This is a genomic window from Oculatella sp. LEGE 06141 (assembly GCF_015207605.1).
Lineage (GTDB): Bacteria > Cyanobacteriota > Cyanobacteriia > Elainellales > Elainellaceae > Oculatella.
In genome coordinates, this window is sequence record NZ_JADEWO010000012.1 from 12,314 (window position 1) to 33,699 (window position 21,386).

Below are 21,386 nucleotides of genomic sequence, written 5' to 3' on the forward strand. Positions count from 1 at the left end.
TTACGCGTCATGGAGTGTGTTGTTATGGTGGTGAACGGTCTAAACATCAAGCGTAGCGGTTTTACAGTAGCAGGAGCGATCGCAACAACGGCTGCTGCTGTTGGCTTAGCTTCCCCTCTGGCATTGTCTCAAGAAGCGGTGATTCAAATCGATGGTTCTAGCACGGTCTATCCCATTACTGAGGCCGTTGCCGAAGAATTTATGGGGCAGAATCGGGGTACTCAAGTCACGGTTGGAATTTCGGGTACAGGTGGCGGTTTCGCCCGGTTTTGCAATGGTGAAACTGCCATTTCTAATGCGTCTCGTCCAATTAAGTCCTCTGAAGTGGAAGCGTGCAGTGCTAATGGCGTTGAGTACATTGAACTACCGATTGCTTATGACGCACTCACCATTGTGGTCAATCCAGATAATGACTGGGTGGATAGCTTGAGTTTCGCAGAACTGAAGACGATGTGGGAGCCTGATGCCCAAGGCACAATTACCAACTGGAATCAAGTTCGCAGCAGTTTTCCTGATGCTCCTCTGGAGCTATACGCTCCTGGTACCGATTCCGGCACGTTCGACTACTTCACTGAAACCATTGTGGGTGAGTCTGGGGCGAGCCGTGGTGATTTTACTGCTAGCGAAGATGACAATATCCTGGTTCAGGGGGTGGCTCAAAGCGAAAATGCCCTTGGCTACTTTGGGTTAGCCTACTATGAAGAAAATGCCGATCGCTTGATGGCAGTGCCGATTGATGGCGGTAACGGTCCAGTAGCTCCCTCTGCTGAAACAGTAGAAAACGAGAGCTATCCGCTGGCTCGTCCTATTTTCATCTATATCAGTGCTGAAGCGGCAGAGCGTCCTGAAGTACAGGCGTTTGTCGAGTTTTACCTCAACAATGCCACTACCCTGGTGCCAGAGGTGGGCTACGTTCCGCTTTCCGAAGAAATCTACACCATTGCGGCAGAACGGTTTCAATCTCGTCAAGTGGGTAGCGTCTTTGAGGGTGAAAATACAACGGGGGTTAGCGTGGCAGATCTGCTACGGCTAGAAGGCGGCACCCAGCAATAAGTGGAATGGTGTTCACCCTCAGCAAACTTCTTGTATTCGTACCATTGACATGAGCCAACGTTGTTAAGAGCGTGATCCCCTGGAGTGAACTCAATAATTCACTCCAGGGGTTTTGATTAAGCTCAGTTGCGATCGCCCCATACTCAGCCAGCCTTCAATGGAACATTCTTCTAGTGTGTTGCAGCAATCAGAACCCCTCTGGCGACTGTTCTATCGTCCGATGTTTGCTATCTCATTGGTCTTACATGCCTTTGTTTTGATGGTGCCTTTTCCTTCAGAACCAGAGCCAGTTGCCGAGTCAGAGGTAGAGGAAACAGTCAATTTAGCTAGCCTTGCCGCTCTTAACCGTCCTGCCCCCACGCCACCGCCTCAAGCCTCTCCGTTGCCTAGCCCCATACCGCCACCAACGCCTCAGGCCACCCCCGCACCCGTGACAGCGATCGCGCCACTTCCCGCACCGCTGCTACCCAATCCAGTTTCTAACCCCAACCCAGAACCCAGCCCTGAAGCGTCACCCACAGAAACTACTGCTACGGTGAGCGATCCTGTGCCGGAACTCACGCCTGATCCGGTTGTGGAAGAACCCTTTGCAGACTTTTTTGCCCAATTTCAGGGCAACCTCCAGGGGCTTGGCTCCGTTGAAGGGTTGGGCATCCCCGTCGAATTTTTTGCAGAACCCGAAGCGTTTTTTGCGGCAGACAGCCTGCAAAGGGGATCAGAGCCGGAACCCCTGGCTGGCAATGAAAACGTGCTGTGGTTTTCGCTGAAGCGACCCGCCCAGGTATACGACCAACTGCAACAGGTGTTTGCAGACTATACCTTTTCGCCAATCGGAAACTATGGTGGTGGCGATTTGTATGAAGCCACTCAGGGCGATCGCACCTTTTATCTCAGCCTGGTTCCTGGAAACTCCAGCATCAATACCTTTGCGGTATTTTGGAGCCGCGATCCCAATCAACCGATTGAGGCCACAGCCACTCCCGTCGCTGATCCCTCTGGTGCAGCAAACTGAGCCTTGACCTGGATTGTAATGCCAACTGCTGACAGGTTGAACCATCCTCCAAGGCGGCGACCACTCAGTTAAAAAGTGCAGGTGCGGTTGTCAATCGCACCTGTGTACCGCACTAAAAACTGTACTGCCACCCTTCGTGTGAGATTCAAACTTCCGCTGTTTCCTTCTCGGTGTAGATGGTCAACTGTTCGGGTTTACACCATCTCACCTGAGGTGTAAACACATTCGCCCCTTCGCTAGTTAAGTCTTCGACGTAGCCACTTTGGTAGGTCTTTGCTTCCTCTGCGGAATCAAAAGGGCCAAAGAAATAGGTGCAACTTGGGTTGGTTGTAATAATTTCAACCCACCAGGCGAAGCCTTCCTCTTTGGAAGGCAACGTGAAAATACTGCCGAAAATACCTTTAATACTTTGAAATAGTCCCATAAACCTCTCCGCAGTTTGTAGGGCTAAACCACAATGTTTGCCGAATACTTGTCTTTAACATTTGCTGGTTTGGCTAGGGAATGAGCCAAGCTCCCTCATACCTTCCCGATTCCCATTGAAAATAGGCTCGACAGTTTCCTTCATTATGAAGCTGTAAAAAGTCTATTTCATCGACCTGGGTACACACAACCGCAAAATGTTGTCGTCCCACTTCAACATCGCTCATAGACACGTTACCTGACTGAAAATTACCAACAATTCCAGACTCCGGTTGGTCTACCTTTGTGCCAGGTGTAGTCGGTTTGACATACGTTATGAGGCTTTTTGGGCGGCTGTGCTGCCAAAGCTGGTTTGCAATTTGGTCATCAAAATGTACTGTAGCATTTCCGGTAATGCGTAACTGTTCTCTGCTGTCAGAATTCCAAAAATGCAGTGCTACCCTGGGATGCTTTTGGATTTCATTAATCTTTTGGGCGCGGCGATCGGAATGAAAGCAGAGCGATCGCGCTTCCAATTCAGCCCGACGCAGAATGATAGTACGCACATTGGGGCCATTGCTGCCAAGGGTGCCAAACGCAGGGGAATGGTAGGGATGGGCAGGATCAGCGGCTCCCTTGTGGATCTGATCCCAAATGTGTTGCAGCAATTGGTTGAGATCGGTATGTCGTTCTGTCACGGTGGTGGGTTACGCTCCGGCTCTCAACAGACGTTGCTTCGATCGTCTCCTGAAGCTAGACGAAATGCAGAAAACACGTTTGGATCTAACGGGGTTTGACGCAACGCGAGCCAGCCAACCAGCCAACATCGCTCTAAAGACGGGTAATTTAGTGTGGATCAACGTGGGTTTATCTCAATGGCTATATAACACCACAATAATTCTGCCACTTCTGAAAGGGATACACAATTCAGGAGACTTGCGAGCTAATTCTGGTTAAGCTGCGGTCAATCAAGCTGGCTGCGAAACCCACCTTCGGACGAATGCGGAGCCATAGGCGCGGTAGATGAAGCATAGACAGCTTGCAGGGCTGGCATTGCCAACCCTACCTGAGAAAGCAAATTGAAGTGAGACATTAATGGCGATCGGGCTTTGCGCTTAACGGCTCTCTGGCAACCTGCGATCGGTTTCAAACAGCCTGGTCAATAGAGGTTCAGGACTGGAGCCAGTAGCAGCATCACAGCTCCAACAGCAACGAAGGCTAGTGTTGTCCAAAAAAAGATCTGCATTACTATTCCTTTGAGCAGAGTTTCAGCGGGAGGGGTTGATTCCCTTGTTTCAATTCATCTGAAAATCGGGGGTCATTTCATCCTGCCTGAGAGGTAGGTTAGACCTGAGGCTCTGCCGCTTTTTTGGCGATCGACAAAATACTACTCAGGGTATAGAACGCGGATAGAGTAACCCCCTCTATGGAGTGAAACACTGTGATTTCATCCTGCACTATAACCGCAAATAGAGGCTCAATGAGCATGGCATTTCCAGTTCTGGTTATCCTGATGGGGATCGTTTTTGCTGTGGCTGAAATGTAGCTGAGATTGCTTTGAGCAGGTCGTTTGCGGTGTTGGCGAATAGGTCAGGCAACCTTTGAATTTGGCGATCGAACTGAGACGATCGAATCGAACTGAAACCAATTGGGTTGAACCATACGGCTATATCGACCAGGAATAAATTGAGCTTCTACCACAAATGTGAGTTGATGAGCAGTAATTAGGTGAACCGGGCATGAAGGCGGATAACGTAGTCAATTCTCAAACCATCGAAACGCTAAATCCGAGCGAGGCTTCAACCTCTGAAGCACCTGGCAACACAACAACGATTGGAGCGGAACTTTGGCTGGTTCCCATTGGCGCTTTGGCCGTAACATGGGTTATCGTTTTGCTGAAGCAGTCGTTGACCTGTAAGATGTTGCGGGCAAGAATTGCAAACAAAAAACTGTTCCAGCCTATCCCCTGCTCGAACTGTCGCTTTTTCAATAACAGCCCTTACTTACAATGCGCCGTTCATCCATCGCGGGCATTGAGTGCAGAGGCCGTTGAATGTCCTGATTTTTGGTCAAGAGCCAGTAACAAATTTTCCCGATGATGCTTCAAAACCCGGTTAAGTAAATCACTGAAGCTGCTTTCTGGTGGTGGATTGAGGTGTTAAGCTTTGCGGTGATCGTTGGATGGGTGTCGTCTGGTTGGTCGAGGTTGGCGCGATCGCGTCGTGTGACAGATTTTGATCCCCACGACTGTCTCCAGGGCTGTCCCTATGTTTGTATATGACGATGAGCTGTTCTAGGCGATTCCAGAGTTTGAGGTTGCGTGGTGCAATTCGGAAAACGATAGAAAATTGAGCCTACAGAGAGGTCACAGGATTTTAGCCGTGGGTGGCAACTGGGTAGATAGAGGTGGATAGAAGCTGAAGTTCAAGCCAGTGATGGCCTGAACGATCGTTGCACAAATGAGTGGTTATCAGTTACATCATGCAGGCTATTGATCCGTTCATAATGAAGCACCCAAAAGAGCAAACTGTAGAATCTGCACACCACAGAGTAGTCAGCGAATTCAATTTATATAGTGAAACCCTGGAAACGTTTCCTGCTGCTACCGGGTTGGAGGCTGATGGGATCATTGTTTTAATTCCCCTCAGTTTTTTGGCGATTTGGGCGTTGTTGGTTTCTATTGTCTCTGACCTGTTTTTGCCCGATAAAGAGGAGAAAGCACCACCAGCCAATACGATCGCCAAATCGCCTTGCCACAAATGCCAATTTTTCTCCGACAATCCCTATCTTAAGTGTGCGGTTCAACCTACCCTTGTTTTCACCACACAGTCGCGCAATTGTCCTGATTATGCCCCAATGTCAGCTTCGTCCAGGCTGAAGTCGGCTAGTCGGGAAGCGTAACGTCGGGCGATCGCTCGGCGTGGACTCGTTCGACATTAAAGCTCTCAATGCTGTCTTCAAACCGATTAAAGGTCACGCGCATTTCGGCGTAGCTAGTGGCGATCGAAACGCCTCGTTCGGTTGGGCAAATGACGCGCAGCAGGGTTTGAAAGCCGCTGTAGGTATCGTTGGTGTAATAGGTTTTGGTGCAGGTGGGGCTGATGAATCCTTCAATGGCGAGCTGGTTGAGCGCCGCAACGCCTAAGGGACTGTTGAGGATATAAGTCAGGGTTTGCGATCGCTCTTCGCTCGTCATTTGTCGCCATCCTTGGCTTGGCTCGGTAACGGGTGGAGCGGGATCAATTGGGGTGGCAACGCTTGCCTCAAGGCTGAGGGCGATCGCCAAACCGCACAGTAAGGCAAGACCACTGGCTAAGGGCTTACTGTAGCGGTGCCGCGATGATGGAATAGCCATAGCGCTTCTCTGATATCAATGACTTGATCCCAGATACAGGTTGGCTGGTTCGTTTTCCAGAGAATGCATCACTCTCGCTCAAAGCAGCGATAGGCGGCTTCTGCCATCAATTCCGACACATCAGGCATTTTTCGTTCATGAAATAAATCGGCCAGAGCGTTAAATATTTGAAAATCGGTGATGCCTGCGGCTTCTAAGTCGGTGAACGCTTTTCGGGTGCTGACGAATGCCTCTCTGGCCGGTACACTACGCTCGCTTACCGCAGATTGGTTTTGGCCGCCATCGCCCAATGAGTTGCTTTCCACCATGACTGCTCCCTCTCTGTCTTTACTATTCTTAACGTATCGAGCTTAGGGGCGAAGGGCGTCTGTCTGGGGTAGGTTGTAGGAGGGGCAGGATGTAGGAGATCGGTGAGCTTCGGCTGAAAGAACAGTCTGAAAGGAGGTGCGATGTTAGGCGCGATCGCAGGGGATATTATTGGCTCGGTTTATGAACGTTATCCGATCAAAACCAAAACGTTTCCATTGTTTCAGCAGAACTCCCGCTTTACGGACGATACTGTTTTGACGGTGGCCGTGGCTGAAACCCTTCTAGAAGGAGGAAGTTATGTCGATCGGTTTCACCATTATTTTCGCCGCTATCCTGATGCAGGATATGGCAGCACCTTTTGCCAGTGGGCGGCTTCTGCCAACACCAAACCTTACAACAGTTGGGGCAATGGCTCGGCGATGCGGGTGAGCGCGATCGGATTTGGGTTTGATCGTCTAGAGCAGGTGTTGCAAGAGGCCGAGCGCAGCGCTGCTGTAACCCACAACCATCCAGAGGGGATCAAGGGGGCGCAAGCAACAGCGGCGGCTATTTTTCTGGCACGAACAGAGGGCAGCAAGGAGGCCATTCGGTCTTATGTGGTCAATCGGTTTGGGTATGATTTGAGCCGATCGCTGGCAGAGATCCGTCCGGCGTATCAGTTTGATGTTTCTTGCCAGGGTTCTGTGCCGCAAGCGATCGCTGCTTTTTTAGAATCAACCGACGTTGAAGATGCCATTCGCAATGCAATATCACTGGGTGGAGATAGTGACACGCTGGCCTGCATTGCTGGGGGAATTGCCCATGCTTTCTATGGCAGCGTGCCAGAGGCGATCGCGCAGCCTGCACTCGCCCGACTTGATCCACAACTGCGGACGATGACTGAAACCTTTATGGCAAAACACGGATTGTCTTAAACAAAAACGAGAGCGGAGGGCGATCGCCCTAGCCACTGGGTTTCCGGTGGGTGCCCTCCCTTGCTTTTCGTCTTATCCCTTGCCCCTGGCACTTAAAACGGCTCCTCCGACAATGAGCAAGCAAGCTATGCCAACGACCCACGTAGGGTTGGCCAGGCCGCACAAAATGAGCAGGATGGTTGAGAGCAACGGCGCAGCATAGGACAGGGAACCGAGCAGTTTGATGTTGCCGTGCTTCACGCCATAATCCCAGGTGAAGAACGCCAAACCGATCGGGCCTAAACCAAGGCAGAGGATAGCAAGCCATTCGCTGCCCACGGGCGTGACCGTTTCTTCGAATAGCCAGTGGCATCCCCAGGCTAAAACCGCTGTAACGCCACAAAATCCGCCCACGGCATTCGTTGGGATTGCACCCACTCGACGCGATAAGACTGAGTAGCCTGCCCACGTAACGGCGCACACCAGGGCGGCAGCATAGCCCATGCCATATTGCAGGTTGAAGCTCAAGGATTTGCCCTGGGTGACCAGCAATCCCGCACCGACAAAACCCACGATCGCTCCAACCACATGGAACCAGCGCAGGCGTTCACCCGGCAGCAGGGCTGAAAACAGCACAATCAGCAGAGGCCACAGGTACGCAATTAAACTGGCTTCGATCGCAGGGGCATTACGCAGAGCAATGAAGTAGAAGAAGTGATACCCGAACAGTCCGCCAATTCCTAACAGCCAAACGGGGACGGGCAGTCTCAGATGATGCAAAATGTGCCCTCCTTGCTTGAACCATAGCCCTAAGCCAATGCAGAAGGCGATGGTAAAGCACATTGCGGTTAGTTGAAAGGGCGGAACGGTGCCGCTTAACGTGGTTAATAGGGCAAGTGTTGCCCACATTAAAATAGCGGTGAACCCGATCCCGGTTGCTTTTGCCTGAGCGTTGAGGTGTTGCATCGTGCTGCGTCCCATTCCTGAAGCAGTTGCATTGAAACACAGATGTGGGGCGATCGGCTTAGCTCTGCTGGATCTATTTTGCCAACCTTCGGCACTGTTAACGGTATGCGGCAGGGGGCATTGTTGTGAGTTGCTGAAATAACAGGTGAGCGAAGCGTGATGCTCATATCCTACCCGTTGGGCAATTTACGAAATGGGGCGATCGGTTATTTGGCAGGTTTGGGCTATTTGCTGCTGATTCGTTTCTAAAAAATAGGGGAGAGTAGGCAAAAATAACCTATTAACAAATGCAATTAATTCTCAATTGTGCAGAGTTTCCTGCTAGGCTAATTTCACCAAGCCTATCGAGGAAAGTCGCAGTTAGTGCAATGTCCAATATGCCTGATGTGCTGTGGCTGAACACCAGCCCTAGTTTGAAATGCTTCGAGCGCCCTGTGCTGAACGTTTTGTCGAAACATTACTCCACGTATCGGTGGGATTATGAGCAAACGCCCGATGAAGCCAGTTGCCTGGAAATTGCGCTAGTGTTGCTGCATGACTATTTGAAGCAGGGCGATCGCTCTGTTCACCTGGTTGGGCATGGCACCGCAGGCGTTCTGGGGTTGCTGTATGCCCGCCGCTATCCAGAACGGGTAAAATCGCTCAGTTTGCTGTCGGTAGGTGCCCATCCGGCGATCGACTGGCACGCCCACTATTACGCGCAACGACAGCTTTTGCCATGTAGCCGCGAACTGATTTTGGCACAAATGGCCAGAATGCTGTTTGGCTCGCAAAACCAGGTGATGACTCGCTGTTTGGTGCAGCGTTTGGCTGACGACTTAGACCAGTCGCTCTCGCTGCATACGTTGTTTAAGAGAACCAGCCTGGAACCCGGAGGCGCACCTGTACCCGTTTTGGTCTGTGCTGGGGAGCATGATGCGGTGGTGAATCCTAACGAATTTTATCACTGGCAGCATTGGCTGAAGCATGGCGATAGCCTGTGGCAATGCCCCAACGGACGGCATTTTTTCCACTACGCTCATCCTGATCTATTGGCAGAGCAACTGCTTCAGTTTTGGAGCCGTTTGAATTCGACGGTGGTGCGTGCTGGATATCCGGCGTTTCGGCTGGAAGCGTAACTGAGCCAATGGCTGTTGTTGCAAGTAGATGTCAATATAACGAGGGCAGTAAGGGCGATCGCTGGACTCTCAATTTTGAATGCTGCCATCTGGCATAATGGCACCCCTGAAGTTAGCCCCTGTCAAGTCGGCATCTTCCAGGTTGGCACCCATCAGATCGGCATTTTCCAGGTTAGCTCCACTTAAGTTAGCCTCGCTCAAGTTGGCATTGCGTAACAGCGCCCCCTGCAAGTTGGTTTGGCTCAGGTTTGCTTGACTCAAATCCGCTGATGACAATTCAGCCTGGCTCAAGTTGGCATTCATGAGATTAGCGTTGTTCAAATTGATGTTGTCTAACAAAGCGTTGCTGAGATTGGCGCTATCCAGGTTGGCTTCCTGCAAGTTTGCTCGATGTAATTGCGCTCCGCTTAGATTGGCGTGGCTAAAGTTAGCCCTCTGTAAATTGCACTGAGGGCACTCTTTTGTCTTTAACAGGTCTTGAGGAGAAGCAGATTTAGTGCAGTTTGATGCAATCAGGCCAATTGCTAACCATAGGAGCGCCGAAGAAGATATCTGTTTCATCGCCTTACCAAAAACCAATCAACCTGAGGTGATATTCACACGAACACCATGAGACAACCGTTGGCACCTGTTTCGCCTGCTCTCCGTGAAGGGTGAGCTTGATTCATGAACTTTCGACAAATTTGCCCTTGCTGCAACACTGAAAAAGAGCGGCAGCTTTTACGGCAGGGGACACCAGCCCACTCAACTGAGATGGCAACTGAGATGGCAGACGATAATATGGCTACCTTCTACCCATCTATTTCTACTGGTTTATTCCAATTGCACCCTGATCACTACGACTTCTTGTCTGCCGATTCCTTTAGACGTTACACAGCAAAACAAAAAACGATGATGTTAAGCAACCGCTGTAACACCATTCACCCTGATAGCTGCCTGATAGCTGAGTAACTTTTTGCATCATTGGCCTTGTTGTCATTCACTCTCCATCGGTTCCAAATCAGTTGGTTTGGGAGCGAGTAATTTGCCAGCTTAAGAGGATAACCGGGAGAATCCCCACCACCACCACGGCTAACGCCGGAGCAGAGGCTTCTGCCAACCGCTCGTCTGATGCTAATCGGTAAACTTGAACTGCTAAAGTATCGAAGTTAAAGGGACGAATAATCAAGGTGGCGGGCAATTCCTTCATCACATCTACAAAAACCAGGATGGCTGCTGTAACCAGACCGCTACCAATCAACGGCACATGGACGTTGAGCAGTGTTTTAGTGGGGGTATGCCCTAACGAACGAGCCGCGTCATCCAAACTGGGTTTGATGCGGCTGAGGCTGGCTTCAACGGTGCCAAATGAAACAGCCAGGAAGCGCACCAGGTAGGCAAAGACCAGGGCGGTGATGGTGCCGCTAAGCAGTAACCCTGTCGAAATACCAAAGGTCGATCGCATCCAGGCATCCAGGGTGTTGTCAAATTGCCCAATGGGAATGAGGACACCAACGGCAATCACGGCTCCCGGCACGGCATATCCCATTGAAGCGATGCGAACGGCGAGGGTCATGCCTGCGGTGGGGCGTAACCGTAGCCCATAGCCCATAACAAGCGCTACTATCACTCCCAACATTGCGGTCAACGATGCCAGGATTAGGCTGTTGCTGGCAAACTGCCAGAAGTTTTGGGTAAAGGTGGCTGTGGCGTTGGCGATCGCCATCTGCACCAAAATCGCAGCGGGTATCAAAAAGCCAAACCCGATGGGTAACCCACAGGCTACCCAGGCCGCTAGCGATCGCCACCCGTGTAACTGATAAGGAGAAGACTGCTGCTGCCGACTCGTGCTCTGGTAATAGCGACTTTGGCGGCGCGACCAGCGTTCTAGCACAATCAGGCCAAATATGAAGAGCAGCAGCACGGCTGCCAGTTGAGAGGCGGCAATCCGTTCTCCCATGCCAAACCAGGTGCGGTAAATGCCTGTGGTGAAGGTATCTACCCCAAAGTATTGCACGGTGCCAAAGTCGTTTAGCGTTTCCATCAGCGCCAACGCTAAGCCAGCCATAATAGCCGGTCGGGCTAAGGGCAACGCCACCTTAATAAAACTGCGCCAGGGAGTACAGCCCAGCGATCGACTGGCTTCCAGGGTGCAAACCGACTGTTCTAAAAAGGCAACGCGGGCGAGCAGATAAACGTAGGGATAAAGCACCAGGGTGAGCATGGCGATCGCGCCCCAGAGCGAGCGAACCTGGGGAAACCAGTAATCGGAGGCGCGGCTCCAGCCAAACAGGTCGCGCAGGGTGGACTGTACGGGGCCAAAAAACTCTAGAAAATCGGTATAAACGTATGCCAAAATGTAAGCCGGTGCTGCAAGCGGCAGCAGCATAGCCCATTCAAACAGGCGGCTACCCCAAAAGCGGCACATGGTGACGAGCCACGCCGTCCCCACGCCGATGGTCAACACGCCTGCACTGACTCCTAGCATCAGCCACAGCGAGTTGAAAATGTAGGTGGGTAATACGGTGGTTGCCAGGTGGTTCCAGACGGCTCCCGTATCGGAGAAAATGCTGCTCAGAACCACGATAACTGGAGCCAGAATGAGCAGGGCGATCGAGATGACCACCAGCGTCCAGCGATCGAACTGTAGACGACGCAAGGCTCGACGACCCGCAGAGAAGATGGGTGATTTAAATAGGTTGGCAGACACGGTAGCATTTAATGAGAATTAGTCGCAAAGCCACTTTACACCATTATTTGGGCGAGTAGGGGGCTGGATGGAGAGGGGGGTGTTGTGCCAGGGAGCGGGCACCAGAATGAGGTTGTTTGAGCCAACACCAATGCCAAGCTAACGTCGGATAATTCAGGCGATCGCCCGTTTCGGCCACCCTGGTTCATTGGCTGCCTCAGGAAATTGATTGAAATGTGCGATATCAGAGCGTTGTAAATTGCTTTATTTGCTAGCAAACTCTATTAAATTACGAAATATTACTGTAGTATTGACAGTGCCTCCTATTAGCAAGGTTGCCACAGCTCATTTTTTGGGGTCTGAAACAAGCCTGGACTGCGTGCTTTCGCGGTTTGAGCTGGTTTTTCCAATTCCTACTTAGCTATCATTCTCAATAAAGCGCTGCTCTTGCAAATCAACTGAATCATTGTGTATCCTTCTCAATAAGCCCACGCTGTTGAGGAGGTCACTCTATGTATACCGCAGCCTCTCTCAAGGCTGAACTTCATGAAAGAGGGTGGCGTTTAACGCCCCAGCGAGAATCCATCTTGCACGTTTTTCAAGATCTACCGGAGGGTCGCCATTTAAGTGCGGAGGATCTTTGCGAGCTTTTTCATGATCGAGGAGAGGGAATCAGCCTATCGACCATCTACCGCAATCTCAAGCTTATGGCACGTATGGGTATCTTGAGAGAGTTGGAATTGGCGGAAGGACACAAGCGTTACGAAATTAACCGACCGTATCCTCATCATCATCATCATTTAGTGTGTGTTCGGTGCAATAAGACAACTGAATTTAAAAATGATGGGATTTTGAAGACGGGTACCCGGACGGCTGAGAAAGAAGGCTATTATTTACTCGATTGTCAGTTGATGATCCATGCCATTTGCCCAACTTGCCAGCGATCGCTGTTGCCCGTTCAATAAGTAAGGCTGTGCCTTCCGTTCAACATTAATAACACCGCTCAAGCCTGGACTAGTCCAGGCTTTTTTGATCTGATTTGATCTGAAATGGTAACTGGTGCGTCTCAGGCCGTTTGCAGCATCCCGAACAGATCATCTTAATTAGCAGCAAGTGGAGCCAGTTCCGGTAGAATTATTTAAGAACAATTCTCAACAGTATTCTACATTTCTGCATTCTACCTCGGTATTATTATTATGCAGCCAGCTAGCCAGCCAACTGTTTGGACTCGTCGGCAGATGTTGATGTGGGGGATAACTGGGTTGGGCACAACGGCAGCGGCGATCGCGGCTGGCTCTTTGTTCCGTCGTCCTTCATTGGTAAAGATTCCTCCCGTGGTTGAGTCCTCTTCTGCGGCGGATAGCTCTATGTTTGACCCGATGATGGTGCTGCGCGATTTTGACTACGGTACGCTAAAGCAAGAGAACGGGCGCACCGTTCGAGAGTTTGAGGTGGTGGCGAACAGCACGCCGCTTCAGCTCAACAGCGCTATTTCCTTTGTTAGTTGGAACTTAAATGGACGGGTTCCTGGCCCCACTCTCCGCGCTACGGAGGGCGATCGCGTCCGCGTGATTTTTCACAACGAAGATGGCCATTCCCACAGCATGCATTTTCACGGTATGCATCCGGCGGAGATGGATGGAGTGCAGCCGATCCGCCACGGTAAGACAATGGTGTATGAATTTGATGCAGCTCCCTATGGTGTGCATCCTTACCATTGTCATATTGCCCCTGTGACTCGCCACATCAGTAAGGGACTGTACGGCATGTTCATCATCGATCCGCCCGGTGGCCGCCCACCTGCTGATGAGATGGTGATGGTGATGGGCGGCTATGACCTCAACAATGCCCAACAAAATGAGCTGTATGCGTTTAATGGCCTTCCCAATTACTACCGCGATCATCCCATTGCTATCTATCAGAACCAGCTAGTGCGGCTGTATCTGCTGAATATGATTGAGTTTGACCCGGCAATTACCTTTCACATTCACGCCAATATGTTTCAGGTGTATCGTACCGGGCGATCGCTGATCCCCAGCGAAGAAACAGACGTGATCACGATGGGAACGGCTGAACGGCACATTCTAGAGTTTTCCTATCGGTATCCTGGTCAGTATATGTTTCATCCCCACCAGGACGCGATCGCCGAACACGGTTGCATGGGCTTGTTTGATGTGCTGCCGAGCTAGGGATCTTTACTCTTATAGCAGGTCTCAATCGAGTCAGCCACAGTCTCGCCAGGATGGGTGTGGGGTGTAGAGTTTGGTGTGTGGTGAATATGAAAATGGCTGTAAGTACTGAGCTGAGGGTTTAATGTTGGGAGCGAAGGGAATCGCTGTAGGCTACTGCAAACAATTCCTAAGAATTTACGGTCAGCTTGTTGACAAAGACTTGCATCAACCATAATCTGATGGCTGTACCGTTTGCCTTTCATGGTGGGTCTCGACTGCAATGGTGAAGCGATTAAAGCCTGTTGAACTGTTTTTAACCCTTGGACTAGCCGCAACGGTGGGTGCCTGTGGTAGTCCATCTGCTGATACAAGTGGAGGTGAGGCGACACACGACGGGGGACATGCGTCTGTGGAAGCCACTGCACAGGGTGGAGAAGGCGGAGAAGGCGGAGAAGGCGGAGAAGGTGGAGAAGGCGGAGAGTCGGCTTCCACGGGGAATGCTGATGTGGACTATATGACTACTCTGGGGTTGATGAAAGGGCATTTGATGGTTGCCAAGGAACTGATTGATCAGGGCAACTATGCTGAAGCCGAACCCCATATTGGGCATCCCGTGGAAGAGCTGTATGGTGGTATTGAAGGTGAACTCTCGGCTCGAAATGTGCCGGAGTTTAAATCGACCCTGAATGAACTGCACGATTTGTCAAAGTCTGCTCCCGATAAGCCAGAGACGACAACCGCATTTGATGCATCTATGCAGTCGATTGATGAGGCGATCGCCGCTATCCCCGACGCTGAACGGCAATCCCCCGACTTTGTGCTGGATGTGATCAATGGAATGCTGAGAACGGCGGCTGAGGAGTATGAAGCCGCGATCGCAGATAATAAATTTGTAGAGCTTGTAGAGTATCAGGATTCAAGAGGGTTTGTCCTCTACAGTGAAGAACTCTACCAAACCATTGCCGACCAGATGAGCCAGGAGCGCCCCGACGACCATCAGGCGATCGTCACCAGTTTAGACGAACTGAAAGCGGCATGGCCGGCTGTGGAACCGCCTGCTGCTCCTGTTAAGTCGCCGTCGGAAGTGTCTAGCCTGGTGTCACAAATAGAATTAAGCAGCTAGTACGCTGAGGCAGGAGTGAGCATACTATTCCTGTGTCACTGGTTATGTGCCATTGGTCACTCGTTCTTGGATTAGATTGACCAATGGTATCTGGATTGTTTGCCGGAGCCTGCCAGGGTTTTCTGTTCTGGGTTGGGATGGCAGACTATCAGTAATCCCTCGCGATTTTGATTGATGGCGAGGGATCAAGTGTTTTATTGAATGTCGGTAATGATCCTTAAAATTCCTAACGTTCTCACGTCAGACGAACTGGAGTATGTGACTTCCAGGTTGGCTCAGGCGGAATTTGTGGACGGTAAGTTGACCGCAGGCTGGCACGCCAAGCTGGTGAAAAACAACCAGCAGCTAAAACATGGAACGCCTGAGGTTCAAACCCTGAGGGAGTTTGTTGAAAAAGCAATTCGCCGGAATCCGCTGTTTCAAGCGGCTGTTCGGCCTAAGGTGCTGCACTCGCTGTTGTTCAGCCGCTACGACGTGGGTATGTCCTACGGTAGCCACACCGATAATGCGTTGATGGGTGATGCGGCATTTCTGCGATCGGACGTGTCGTTTACCTTATTTTTAACTGCGCCTTCCGCCTATGACGGAGGGGAACTGGTGCTTGAAGGAGCAGATGATGAGAGAGCCTACAAGTTAGAGACGGGTGCCATGATTGTGTATCCTTCAACCACTCTTCATCGAGTTGATCCGGTAACAAAGGGAACCCGCCTGGTGGTGGTGGGCTGGGTGCAGAGTTTGGTGCGGGATGTAGGCGAGCGAGAAATTTTATTTGATCTGGATGTGGTTCGCCGCGCCATTTTTGCCAAGGAGGGGAAAACCCCTGAGTTTGATTTGATCTCTAAAAGTGTGGCTAATCTGCTGCGGAGGTGGGTGGATTGACGCTCATCCAGCTTACGTTGGTCTGACGATGTCGTAGGGCTAGCGTTCAGTGGGAGACACTAAAGTAAACTGGTGCGGTTTGCGGTTGGGAAAGGGAGAGACGCGAGCAATCGCGTCTCTCCAGAGTCGGGGTGGGGTGTAAAGACGGTGGAAAACGAGACTAAGCGCTGATTCGATCGTTGAGGAAGGTGAGTGTCCGCTCCCAGGCATCTTTGGCGGCTGTGGGGTTGTAGACCTCAGGGCGGGAGTCGTTGAAGAAAGCGTGATTGGCATTCGGATAGGTGTGGGTTTCGATCGCCCCTCCGGCATTCCGAATGTTGGTTTCTAGCGCTTGAACGACATCGGGCGGTACAGAACTGTCTTTTTCGCCAAAGATACCGAGTACAGGAACCTTGAGCTTGTCAAAGTCGAGCGTGACGTTGGGATGAATGCCATAAAAATCGACGACAGCTCCGTAGCTTTGGCTAACGGTGGCTGCTAATAACGCCAACTGCCCACCCATACAGAAACCCACAATGCCAATGCGACCGCCGTTGACCGCTTCATGGTTGAGTAAGAAATCAGCGGCCGCTTGCAGGTCGCGCGCCGTTTGCTCAATGTTGAGCGTCATCAACAACCGTTGCGCCTCATCTGGTGCGGTTGTTGTCGTTCCGTTATACAGATCGGGAGCGAGGGCAACATACCCTGCTTCTGCAAAGCGATCGGCTAATGATTCGATATGGGGCACCAAGCCCCACCACTCTTGCAAAACGACTACGCCGGGGCCAGAGCCGCTGGATGGAATGGCTAGATAACCAATGTTTTCAACATGTGTGCCCATAGTTCTTGTCGCTGCTAAGGTCTAACCCGTTTATTGTGTCGCTTTCATTGACCGGGCACAAGTTAGGAAGATAACAGGAATCGATATGCGGGCGATCGCAGCTTCCTGACCCAGGGGTTTGAACCGTAGCAAATGGGGGGACATTCGCCGCCAAAGTCCCCCAAAACTGGGGGACTTTGTAACAGAACGGCTCTTGTTTAGCTTTAAGCGTCGCCTAATACCCAGTTCACCAATGTACGAACTGGGAAGCCAGTAGCGCCGGGGTTGTTGTAGCCGCTTTCTTTGTCTGTCCAAACGGGGCCAGCGATGTCGAGGTGTGCCCACGGTGTTTCTTTAACAAACTGCTTTAGGAAAAGAGCGGCTGTAATGGAACCACCCGCACGGGGGCCAGTGTTTTTCATATCAGCTACAACGGACTTGAGACCGTCGAAGTATTTTTCTTCCATGGGCAACTGCCAAAACTTTTCACCAGCCGCTTCTGCGGCTTGCTGGAGCTGGGCGGCTATGGTGTCATCTGGCGTAAACAAGCCAGCCACATCGTCCCCCAGGGCAACGATGCAGGCACCCGTTAGCGTTGCCAGATCGACGATCGCGTCTACACCCAGTTTTTCGGTGAACACGAGCGCATCCGCCAGGGTGAGGCGACCTTCGGCATCGGTATTGTTGACCTCAATGGTTTTACCGTTAGAGGCCGTGAGAATGTCGCCAGGATGCATGGCTCGGCCACTAATCATGTTTTCGGTGACAGCACTGATGAAGTGAACTTCCACATCTGGCTTCAGTTGACCAATCACTTTTGCCGCACCCAGGGTAGCAGCGGCTCCACCCATGTCGGTCTTCATCATTTCAACACCGCTTCCTGCCGGTTTAATATTGAGGCCGCCACTATCAAAGGTGAGTCCTTTACCCACGATCGCCACTTTGCGTCGGGGGGTGCCCTGCGGTCGGTAGGTGAGGTGGATGAACTTGGGCGGCAGGTCAGAGGCTTGCGCTACGCCAAGGAATGCACCCATGCCTAACTTTTCGCAATCCTCTTTCTCCAGGATTTTGATGTCTAAGCCATACTCGTTGGCGATCGCTTCAGCGGTGTCTGCCAGCACCTGGGGCGTAACAACATTGGCGGGTGCGGCTACTAATTCCCTGGCCAGGGCAATGCCTGAAAATACCTGGCGGGCGCGAGTAACCGCATCGTCCTGACCACTAAACCCAAGCAAATCAACCTGTTCTGGTTTGGCACCTTTGTCATCTGGCTCAGACTTGAAGCGGTTATCCTGATACAGGGCTAGCTCAATGCCTTCAACGATCGCCTGGACACTCCGGGCTGGTTCGCTGTTCCAGGTGGGTAGGCTAATTCCCAACGTTTTAATCTTCTCTTTTTTTCCCAAACGGGCGGCTGTTGCGGCGGCTCGACGGAGGCTATCTAGCTTCAGCGTCTGTTCTTTGCCTAACCCCACAACCGCTACCTTGCGAATGGGACTATTTGCCCCTACCCGCGTCACGGCACTGCTGCCTTCTTTTCCTTTAAACTCTGTTTCAGCAATCAGTTCAGACAATGTGCCTGATAGCTGCTGATCTAAGTCGGCCAGATCGCCTGTTAATGTTACGCCATCTTCAAATAAACCGATGACTAAGCAATCGCCCGACCATTCTAGACGTGGCGTATCTATCCCTTGAAGATCCATTGCTGACGCTACCTGAACATATGTTTACTACTGTCCCCAGTATTGCTCAAATCATTCTGACCTTGTTTCGATCGCAGCAATTGTTTCAATCGAAGTTATTAAAAAATATGGTGCAGAGTGAGGGGTACAGAATAATGATTTGCAACATTGCACAAGACAGGATTCATGCATAAGACAGCATTCATGCACAAGATGGAGAGATGTTAAAGTTGCAGGGGTTTAAAGTTGTAGCGGTCAACAGACTTTCACGGGTGAGAGTTTGGGGTAAATGCAGACCGTTTGGTACGGTTTAGGCAACCTTTTAGCGCCATTGCGTGAGACACCTATTACACTGGTCAGAAGTGAATGCTGCTGCCCCATCTTCTCTCCATTCGTTACGCTTTTGTTCTCGTTTCGTTACTGCTAAATACGTCATAAACGCTCGATGCTGAAGCAACGTAAAAAGAAGCAACGCAGAAATCAAATCATGCTAGCGGCAGGTGCTGGGATCGCTGCCCTTGCGTTGGGTGCCACCGTATCCACCCTGGGACTATTAGACCCGATCGCCCGCCTGCCGTGGATTGGGCAGTGGATGGCATCTGATCCGTCCTCTGATGTTTCCGAAAGCGACGACCAGCAAACCTCTGCCGTGTTGCCATTGGTGACGCTGTCGCCGGGCGATCGCGCCTCGCGCCTTGCGGAACTAGCTGCTGGCTCAACCTCGCGCGACCAGATCCGCGCCCGCTACCTGCTAGCGGCTGATCTGATTCAGCAAGGGCGAGGAGGAACGGCTCTCCCCTTACTCGATGGCTTGGAGCAAGACTATCCGCTGTTAACTCCCATGATTTTGGTGAAGCGAGCGCAGGCTTATACCGCCAGTGGTCAATCGACTGAAGCCACCGCCACCTGGAACGAGTTGCTGGCAAATTTTCCGGATGATCCCGTTGCGGCAGAGGCACTGTATGCCCTAGGACAAGCCGATCCGCAGTATTTGGCACAGGCAATTCGGCAATTTCCGGCCCATCCTCGCACGATCGACATTGTCCAAAAGCAATTAAGCCAGAATCCCAATCAGCTACCGCTATTGCTGGTGTTGGCGCGGCATGGGCATTACCTGAAAGATATTCCTGCTGTACTCAATCGCCTTACCACTCAGTATGCCAGTCAACTTCAGCCCGATGACTGGGAAGCGATCGCCTTTGCCTACTGGGAAAACCAATATTACGGCAGTGCTGGAGCCGCTTACGAAAAGGCATCTAACACGCCGTTGAACATGTATCGTGCTGGACGCGGAGCGCAATTGGGCGAGCGTCGCCAGGATGCGATCGCCGCTTATCAGCAGGTGGCGCAAGCCTTTCCAGACAGCGAGGAAGCGGCGATGGCTCTGATCAAGCTGGCCGAGATGAGCGGGTCGCAAACGGCGATTGCCTATCTCGATCGCGTTCCTGACCAATTTCCTGAAAAAGTAGCCGAAGCGTTGCTAGCGAAGGCTAATGCCATGGAGCAGCTATCCAGCCCCCAGTCGGCAACAGTGGTGCGGCAGTCGGTACTAAACGAATACAGCTCTGCCGAAGCCACTGCCCAATATCGCTGGAGACAGGCCGAACGGCATTTCCAGGCGGGAAATTTAGAAACGGCGTGGCAGTGGGCACAGCAAGTGGTCAACGAAAATCCAGAAAGTGAATATGCGCCGGAGGCAGGCTTTTGGGTTGGCAAATGGGCAACTCAACTGGGTCGTGAGCAAGAGGCTCGAAAGGCTTATGAATACGTACTGACCCACTATCCCGAGTCCTACTATGCATGGCGATCGGCCACACTGCTGGGATGGGACGTGGGCGACTTTACCACCGTTCGGCAGCAACTTCCCGATGTGGTCAAACCGACCCTTAGACCCATACCGCCAGCGGGTTCAGCTCTACTACAGGAACTCTATCAACTGGGGCAAGATCGGGATGCCTGGTCGCTGTGGCAGGTTGAATTTACGAATGTGATGCAGCCCACCGTTGCTGAGCAGTTTACCGATGGCTTGATGCGGCTTGGGGTTGGCAACCATTTGGACGGCATTTTTATGGTGTCCAGCCTCACCAATCGTGAAAAACCAGACGACAAAACCGAGTATCGATCGCTGAAGCAGAAACCATCCTATTGGCAGGCGCTGTATCCGTTCCCGTTTATGGATACGATCGAAACCTGGTCGCAGCAACGGCAGCTTAATCCTATGTTGGTGACGGCTCTGATTCGGCAAGAATCGCGATTTGAACCTGCGATCGAATCGGTAGCGGGGGCAACCGGGCTAATGCAGGTTATGCCGGGAACCGCCGAATGGGTCGCCCAGCAAATTGGGATGCCAAGCTATAGCGTGACCGACCCCAACGACAACATCGCCCTGGGAACGTGGTACCTCAAATACACCCACCAGGAGTATTCTGACAATTCCTTATTTGCGGTTGCCAGCTACAACGCTGGTCCCGGTAACGTGGCCGATTGGATTACCCGCTTTGGCTTCACCGATCCCGATCTATTTGTGGAACAAATTCCTTTCCCCGAAACCAAAGGATACGTAGAGTTAGTGTTTGAGAACTACTGGAACTACCTGCGGCTCTACAACCCAGACGTTTCGCAGAAGCTAGCAGACTACTCAGATGCCCATTCCGCCGTTGTACGCGCCTCACTGCCATAGAGCTTACGAACAGGGAGCCTATGGAAATAGAGAGAATGTCCTCTCTATAAACACCTAACGCCTCTGCAATGCGAAGCGATCGCTCCGTCTTCACCAGCAACGCCTTGCGGAGGGGGTTGGGGGACGCGCTTCGTGCCTCAGTGGGGGGCTGGGGGCTAGCCCCCAGATCTTTCCCGGGTTAGCCAGTACGTTGAAACCACCACTCCATTCCATTCAACCCTCAGCCGCGCCAAATACAACAATTTGTATCCCATCCTAACGATGCATCTAAACCGG

Annotated in this window: 24 protein-coding genes; 11 read left to right on the forward strand and 13 right to left on the reverse strand. The window is 51.7% G+C overall.

Annotation, left to right across the window (positions count from 1 at the left end; all coding sequences use genetic code 11):
- The first annotated feature begins 9 nt into the window (after positions 1–9).
- Positions 10–1,053, forward strand: coding sequence for a PstS family phosphate ABC transporter substrate-binding protein (locus IQ268_RS10830; protein ID WP_228035262.1), 1,044 nt, complete (start codon positions 10–12; stop codon positions 1,051–1,053).
- A 112-nt stretch (positions 1,054–1,165) separates the two neighbouring features.
- Complete coding sequence (locus IQ268_RS10835; protein WP_193878361.1) at positions 1,166–2,065, forward strand: hypothetical protein; 900 nt, start codon at positions 1,166–1,168, stop codon at positions 2,063–2,065.
- Positions 2,066–2,210: 145 nt separating this feature from the next.
- On the opposite strand, the gene IQ268_RS10840 is transcribed toward IQ268_RS10835, so the two are convergent.
- From IQ268_RS10840 to IQ268_RS10860, 5 genes are all read right to left on the reverse strand, one after another.
- Complete coding sequence (locus IQ268_RS10840; protein WP_193878363.1) at positions 2,211–2,489, reverse strand: DUF1816 domain-containing protein; 279 nt, start codon at positions 2,487–2,489, stop codon at positions 2,211–2,213.
- Positions 2,490–2,562: 73 nt separating this feature from the next.
- A complete protein-coding gene (locus tag IQ268_RS10845; RefSeq protein ID WP_193878365.1) occupies positions 2,563–3,165 on the reverse strand; it encodes a pyridoxamine 5'-phosphate oxidase family protein in 603 nt (200 codons plus the stop codon).
- Between the two features lie 266 nt (positions 3,166–3,431).
- Positions 3,432–3,617 (reverse strand): hypothetical protein, encoded by a 186-nt coding sequence (locus IQ268_RS10850; protein ID WP_193878367.1) that lies wholly within the window; start codon positions 3,615–3,617, stop codon positions 3,432–3,434.
- Between the two features lie 194 nt (positions 3,618–3,811).
- Positions 3,812–3,955 (reverse strand): hypothetical protein, encoded by a 144-nt coding sequence (locus tag IQ268_RS10855; RefSeq protein ID WP_193878369.1) that lies wholly within the window; start codon positions 3,953–3,955, stop codon positions 3,812–3,814.
- 277 nt (positions 3,956–4,232) lie between these two features.
- Entirely contained in the window at positions 4,233–4,457 is a 225-nt protein-coding gene (locus IQ268_RS10860; RefSeq protein ID WP_193878370.1) for a hypothetical protein, read from the reverse strand.
- 515 nt (positions 4,458–4,972) lie between these two features.
- Here IQ268_RS10860 and IQ268_RS10865 point away from each other — a divergent pair.
- Complete coding sequence (locus IQ268_RS10865) at positions 4,973–5,368, forward strand: hypothetical protein (protein ID WP_193878372.1); 396 nt, start codon at positions 4,973–4,975, stop codon at positions 5,366–5,368.
- Here IQ268_RS10865 and IQ268_RS10870 read toward each other — a convergent pair.
- Positions 5,352–5,822, reverse strand: a complete 471-nt coding sequence (locus IQ268_RS10870; protein WP_193878374.1) for a hypothetical protein — start codon at positions 5,820–5,822, stop codon at positions 5,352–5,354. The genes IQ268_RS10865 and IQ268_RS10870 overlap by 17 nt on opposite strands.
- Positions 5,823–5,890: 68 nt before the next feature.
- The gene (locus tag IQ268_RS10875; RefSeq protein WP_193878376.1) at positions 5,891–6,130 is read right to left on the reverse strand and encodes a hypothetical protein; all 240 of its coding nucleotides are present in this window, start codon (positions 6,128–6,130) and stop codon (positions 5,891–5,893) included.
- Positions 6,131–6,271: 141 nt separating this feature from the next.
- On the opposite strand from IQ268_RS10875, the gene IQ268_RS10880 reads away from it, so the two are divergent.
- Positions 6,272–7,045 (forward strand): ADP-ribosylglycohydrolase family protein, encoded by a 774-nt coding sequence (locus tag IQ268_RS10880; protein WP_193878384.1) that lies wholly within the window; start codon positions 6,272–6,274, stop codon positions 7,043–7,045.
- Positions 7,046–7,117: 72 nt separating this feature from the next.
- Here IQ268_RS10880 and IQ268_RS10885 read toward each other — a convergent pair whose 3' ends face one another.
- On the reverse strand, positions 7,118–7,990 hold the full coding sequence (locus IQ268_RS10885; protein ID WP_193878386.1) for a DMT family transporter: 873 nt from the start codon (positions 7,988–7,990) through the stop codon (positions 7,118–7,120).
- Positions 7,991–8,358: 368 nt separating this feature from the next.
- Between IQ268_RS10885 and IQ268_RS10890 the strand changes: the two genes are divergently transcribed.
- Positions 8,359–9,108 (forward strand): alpha/beta fold hydrolase, encoded by a 750-nt coding sequence (locus tag IQ268_RS10890; protein WP_193878388.1) that lies wholly within the window; start codon positions 8,359–8,361, stop codon positions 9,106–9,108.
- Positions 9,109–9,177: 69 nt separating this feature from the next.
- Here IQ268_RS10890 and IQ268_RS10895 read toward each other — a convergent pair whose 3' ends face one another.
- Positions 9,178–9,669 (reverse strand): pentapeptide repeat-containing protein, encoded by a 492-nt coding sequence (locus tag IQ268_RS10895; protein ID WP_193878390.1) that lies wholly within the window; start codon positions 9,667–9,669, stop codon positions 9,178–9,180.
- 105 nt (positions 9,670–9,774) lie between these two features.
- On the opposite strand from IQ268_RS10895, the gene IQ268_RS10900 reads away from it, so the two are divergent.
- A complete protein-coding gene (locus IQ268_RS10900) occupies positions 9,775–10,059 on the forward strand; it encodes a hypothetical protein (protein ID WP_193878392.1) in 285 nt (94 codons plus the stop codon).
- A gap of 49 nt (positions 10,060–10,108) precedes the next feature.
- On the opposite strand, the gene IQ268_RS10905 is transcribed toward IQ268_RS10900, so the two are convergent.
- Together IQ268_RS10905 and IQ268_RS10910 are read right to left on the reverse strand one after the other, a co-directional pair.
- A complete protein-coding gene (locus tag IQ268_RS10905; RefSeq protein ID WP_339383257.1) occupies positions 10,109–11,797 on the reverse strand; it encodes an iron ABC transporter permease in 1,689 nt (562 codons plus the stop codon).
- A 35-nt stretch (positions 11,798–11,832) separates the two neighbouring features.
- On the reverse strand, positions 11,833–11,985 hold the full coding sequence (locus tag IQ268_RS10910; RefSeq protein WP_193878394.1) for a hypothetical protein: 153 nt from the start codon (positions 11,983–11,985) through the stop codon (positions 11,833–11,835).
- Positions 11,986–12,288: 303 nt separating this feature from the next.
- Between IQ268_RS10910 and IQ268_RS10915 the strand changes: the two genes are divergently transcribed.
- From IQ268_RS10915 to IQ268_RS10930, 4 genes are all read left to right on the forward strand, one after another.
- Entirely contained in the window at positions 12,289–12,741 is a 453-nt protein-coding gene (locus tag IQ268_RS10915; protein WP_193878396.1) for a Fur family transcriptional regulator, read from the forward strand.
- Between the two features lie 231 nt (positions 12,742–12,972).
- The gene (locus IQ268_RS10920; protein ID WP_193878404.1) at positions 12,973–13,965 is read left to right on the forward strand and encodes a multicopper oxidase domain-containing protein; all 993 of its coding nucleotides are present in this window, start codon (positions 12,973–12,975) and stop codon (positions 13,963–13,965) included.
- A 262-nt stretch (positions 13,966–14,227) separates the two neighbouring features.
- A complete protein-coding gene (locus IQ268_RS10925) occupies positions 14,228–15,070 on the forward strand; it encodes a hypothetical protein (RefSeq protein ID WP_193878406.1) in 843 nt (280 codons plus the stop codon).
- 210 nt (positions 15,071–15,280) lie between these two features.
- Positions 15,281–15,949 (forward strand): Fe2+-dependent dioxygenase, encoded by a 669-nt coding sequence (locus IQ268_RS10930; RefSeq protein ID WP_193878408.1) that lies wholly within the window; start codon positions 15,281–15,283, stop codon positions 15,947–15,949.
- 160 nt (positions 15,950–16,109) lie between these two features.
- On the opposite strand, the gene IQ268_RS10935 is transcribed toward IQ268_RS10930, so the two are convergent.
- Positions 16,110–16,769, reverse strand: a complete 660-nt coding sequence (locus tag IQ268_RS10935) for a dienelactone hydrolase family protein (RefSeq protein ID WP_193878410.1) — start codon at positions 16,767–16,769, stop codon at positions 16,110–16,112.
- A 203-nt stretch (positions 16,770–16,972) separates the two neighbouring features.
- Complete coding sequence (locus tag IQ268_RS10940) at positions 16,973–18,451, reverse strand: leucyl aminopeptidase (RefSeq protein WP_193878412.1); 1,479 nt, start codon at positions 18,449–18,451, stop codon at positions 16,973–16,975.
- 424 nt (positions 18,452–18,875) lie between these two features.
- Here IQ268_RS10940 and IQ268_RS10945 point away from each other — a divergent pair, with 424 nt between their 5' ends.
- Complete coding sequence (locus tag IQ268_RS10945) at positions 18,876–21,110, forward strand: transglycosylase SLT domain-containing protein (protein WP_193878414.1); 2,235 nt, start codon at positions 18,876–18,878, stop codon at positions 21,108–21,110.
- Positions 21,111–21,386 lie beyond the last annotated feature (276 nt).

Coding starts and splice junctions, on each gene's coding strand:
- IQ268_RS10855 (WP_193878369.1), bottom strand. CDS start 3,955: ATGCTCATTGAGCCTCTATTTGCGGTTATAGTGCAGGATGAAATCACA.
- IQ268_RS10935 (WP_193878410.1), bottom strand. CDS start 16,769: ATGGGCACACATGTTGAAAACATTGGTTATCTAGCCATTCCATCCAGC.
- IQ268_RS10880 (WP_193878384.1), top strand. CDS start 6,272: ATGTTAGGCGCGATCGCAGGGGATATTATTGGCTCGGTTTATGAACGT.
- IQ268_RS10870 (WP_193878374.1), bottom strand. CDS start 5,822: ATGGCTATTCCATCATCGCGGCACCGCTACAGTAAGCCCTTAGCCAGT.
- IQ268_RS10890 (WP_193878388.1), top strand. CDS start 8,359: ATGTCCAATATGCCTGATGTGCTGTGGCTGAACACCAGCCCTAGTTTG.
- IQ268_RS10930 (WP_193878408.1), top strand. CDS start 15,281: ATGATCCTTAAAATTCCTAACGTTCTCACGTCAGACGAACTGGAGTAT.
- IQ268_RS10945 (WP_193878414.1), top strand. CDS start 18,876: ATGCTGAAGCAACGTAAAAAGAAGCAACGCAGAAATCAAATCATGCTA.
- IQ268_RS10875 (WP_193878376.1), bottom strand. CDS start 6,130: ATGGTGGAAAGCAACTCATTGGGCGATGGCGGCCAAAACCAATCTGCG.
- IQ268_RS10895 (WP_193878390.1), bottom strand. CDS start 9,669: ATGAAACAGATATCTTCTTCGGCGCTCCTATGGTTAGCAATTGGCCTG.
- IQ268_RS10830 (WP_228035262.1), top strand. CDS start 10: ATGGAGTGTGTTGTTATGGTGGTGAACGGTCTAAACATCAAGCGTAGC.
- IQ268_RS10910 (WP_193878394.1), bottom strand. CDS start 11,985: ATGAACCAGGGTGGCCGAAACGGGCGATCGCCTGAATTATCCGACGTT.
- IQ268_RS10900 (WP_193878392.1), top strand. CDS start 9,775: ATGAACTTTCGACAAATTTGCCCTTGCTGCAACACTGAAAAAGAGCGG.
- IQ268_RS10925 (WP_193878406.1), top strand. CDS start 14,228: ATGGTGAAGCGATTAAAGCCTGTTGAACTGTTTTTAACCCTTGGACTA.
- IQ268_RS10885 (WP_193878386.1), bottom strand. CDS start 7,990: ATGCAACACCTCAACGCTCAGGCAAAAGCAACCGGGATCGGGTTCACC.
- IQ268_RS10865 (WP_193878372.1), top strand. CDS start 4,973: ATGAAGCACCCAAAAGAGCAAACTGTAGAATCTGCACACCACAGAGTA.
- IQ268_RS10840 (WP_193878363.1), bottom strand. CDS start 2,489: ATGGGACTATTTCAAAGTATTAAAGGTATTTTCGGCAGTATTTTCACG.
- IQ268_RS10920 (WP_193878404.1), top strand. CDS start 12,973: ATGCAGCCAGCTAGCCAGCCAACTGTTTGGACTCGTCGGCAGATGTTG.
- IQ268_RS10940 (WP_193878412.1), bottom strand. CDS start 18,451: ATGGATCTTCAAGGGATAGATACGCCACGTCTAGAATGGTCGGGCGAT.
- IQ268_RS10915 (WP_193878396.1), top strand. CDS start 12,289: ATGTATACCGCAGCCTCTCTCAAGGCTGAACTTCATGAAAGAGGGTGG.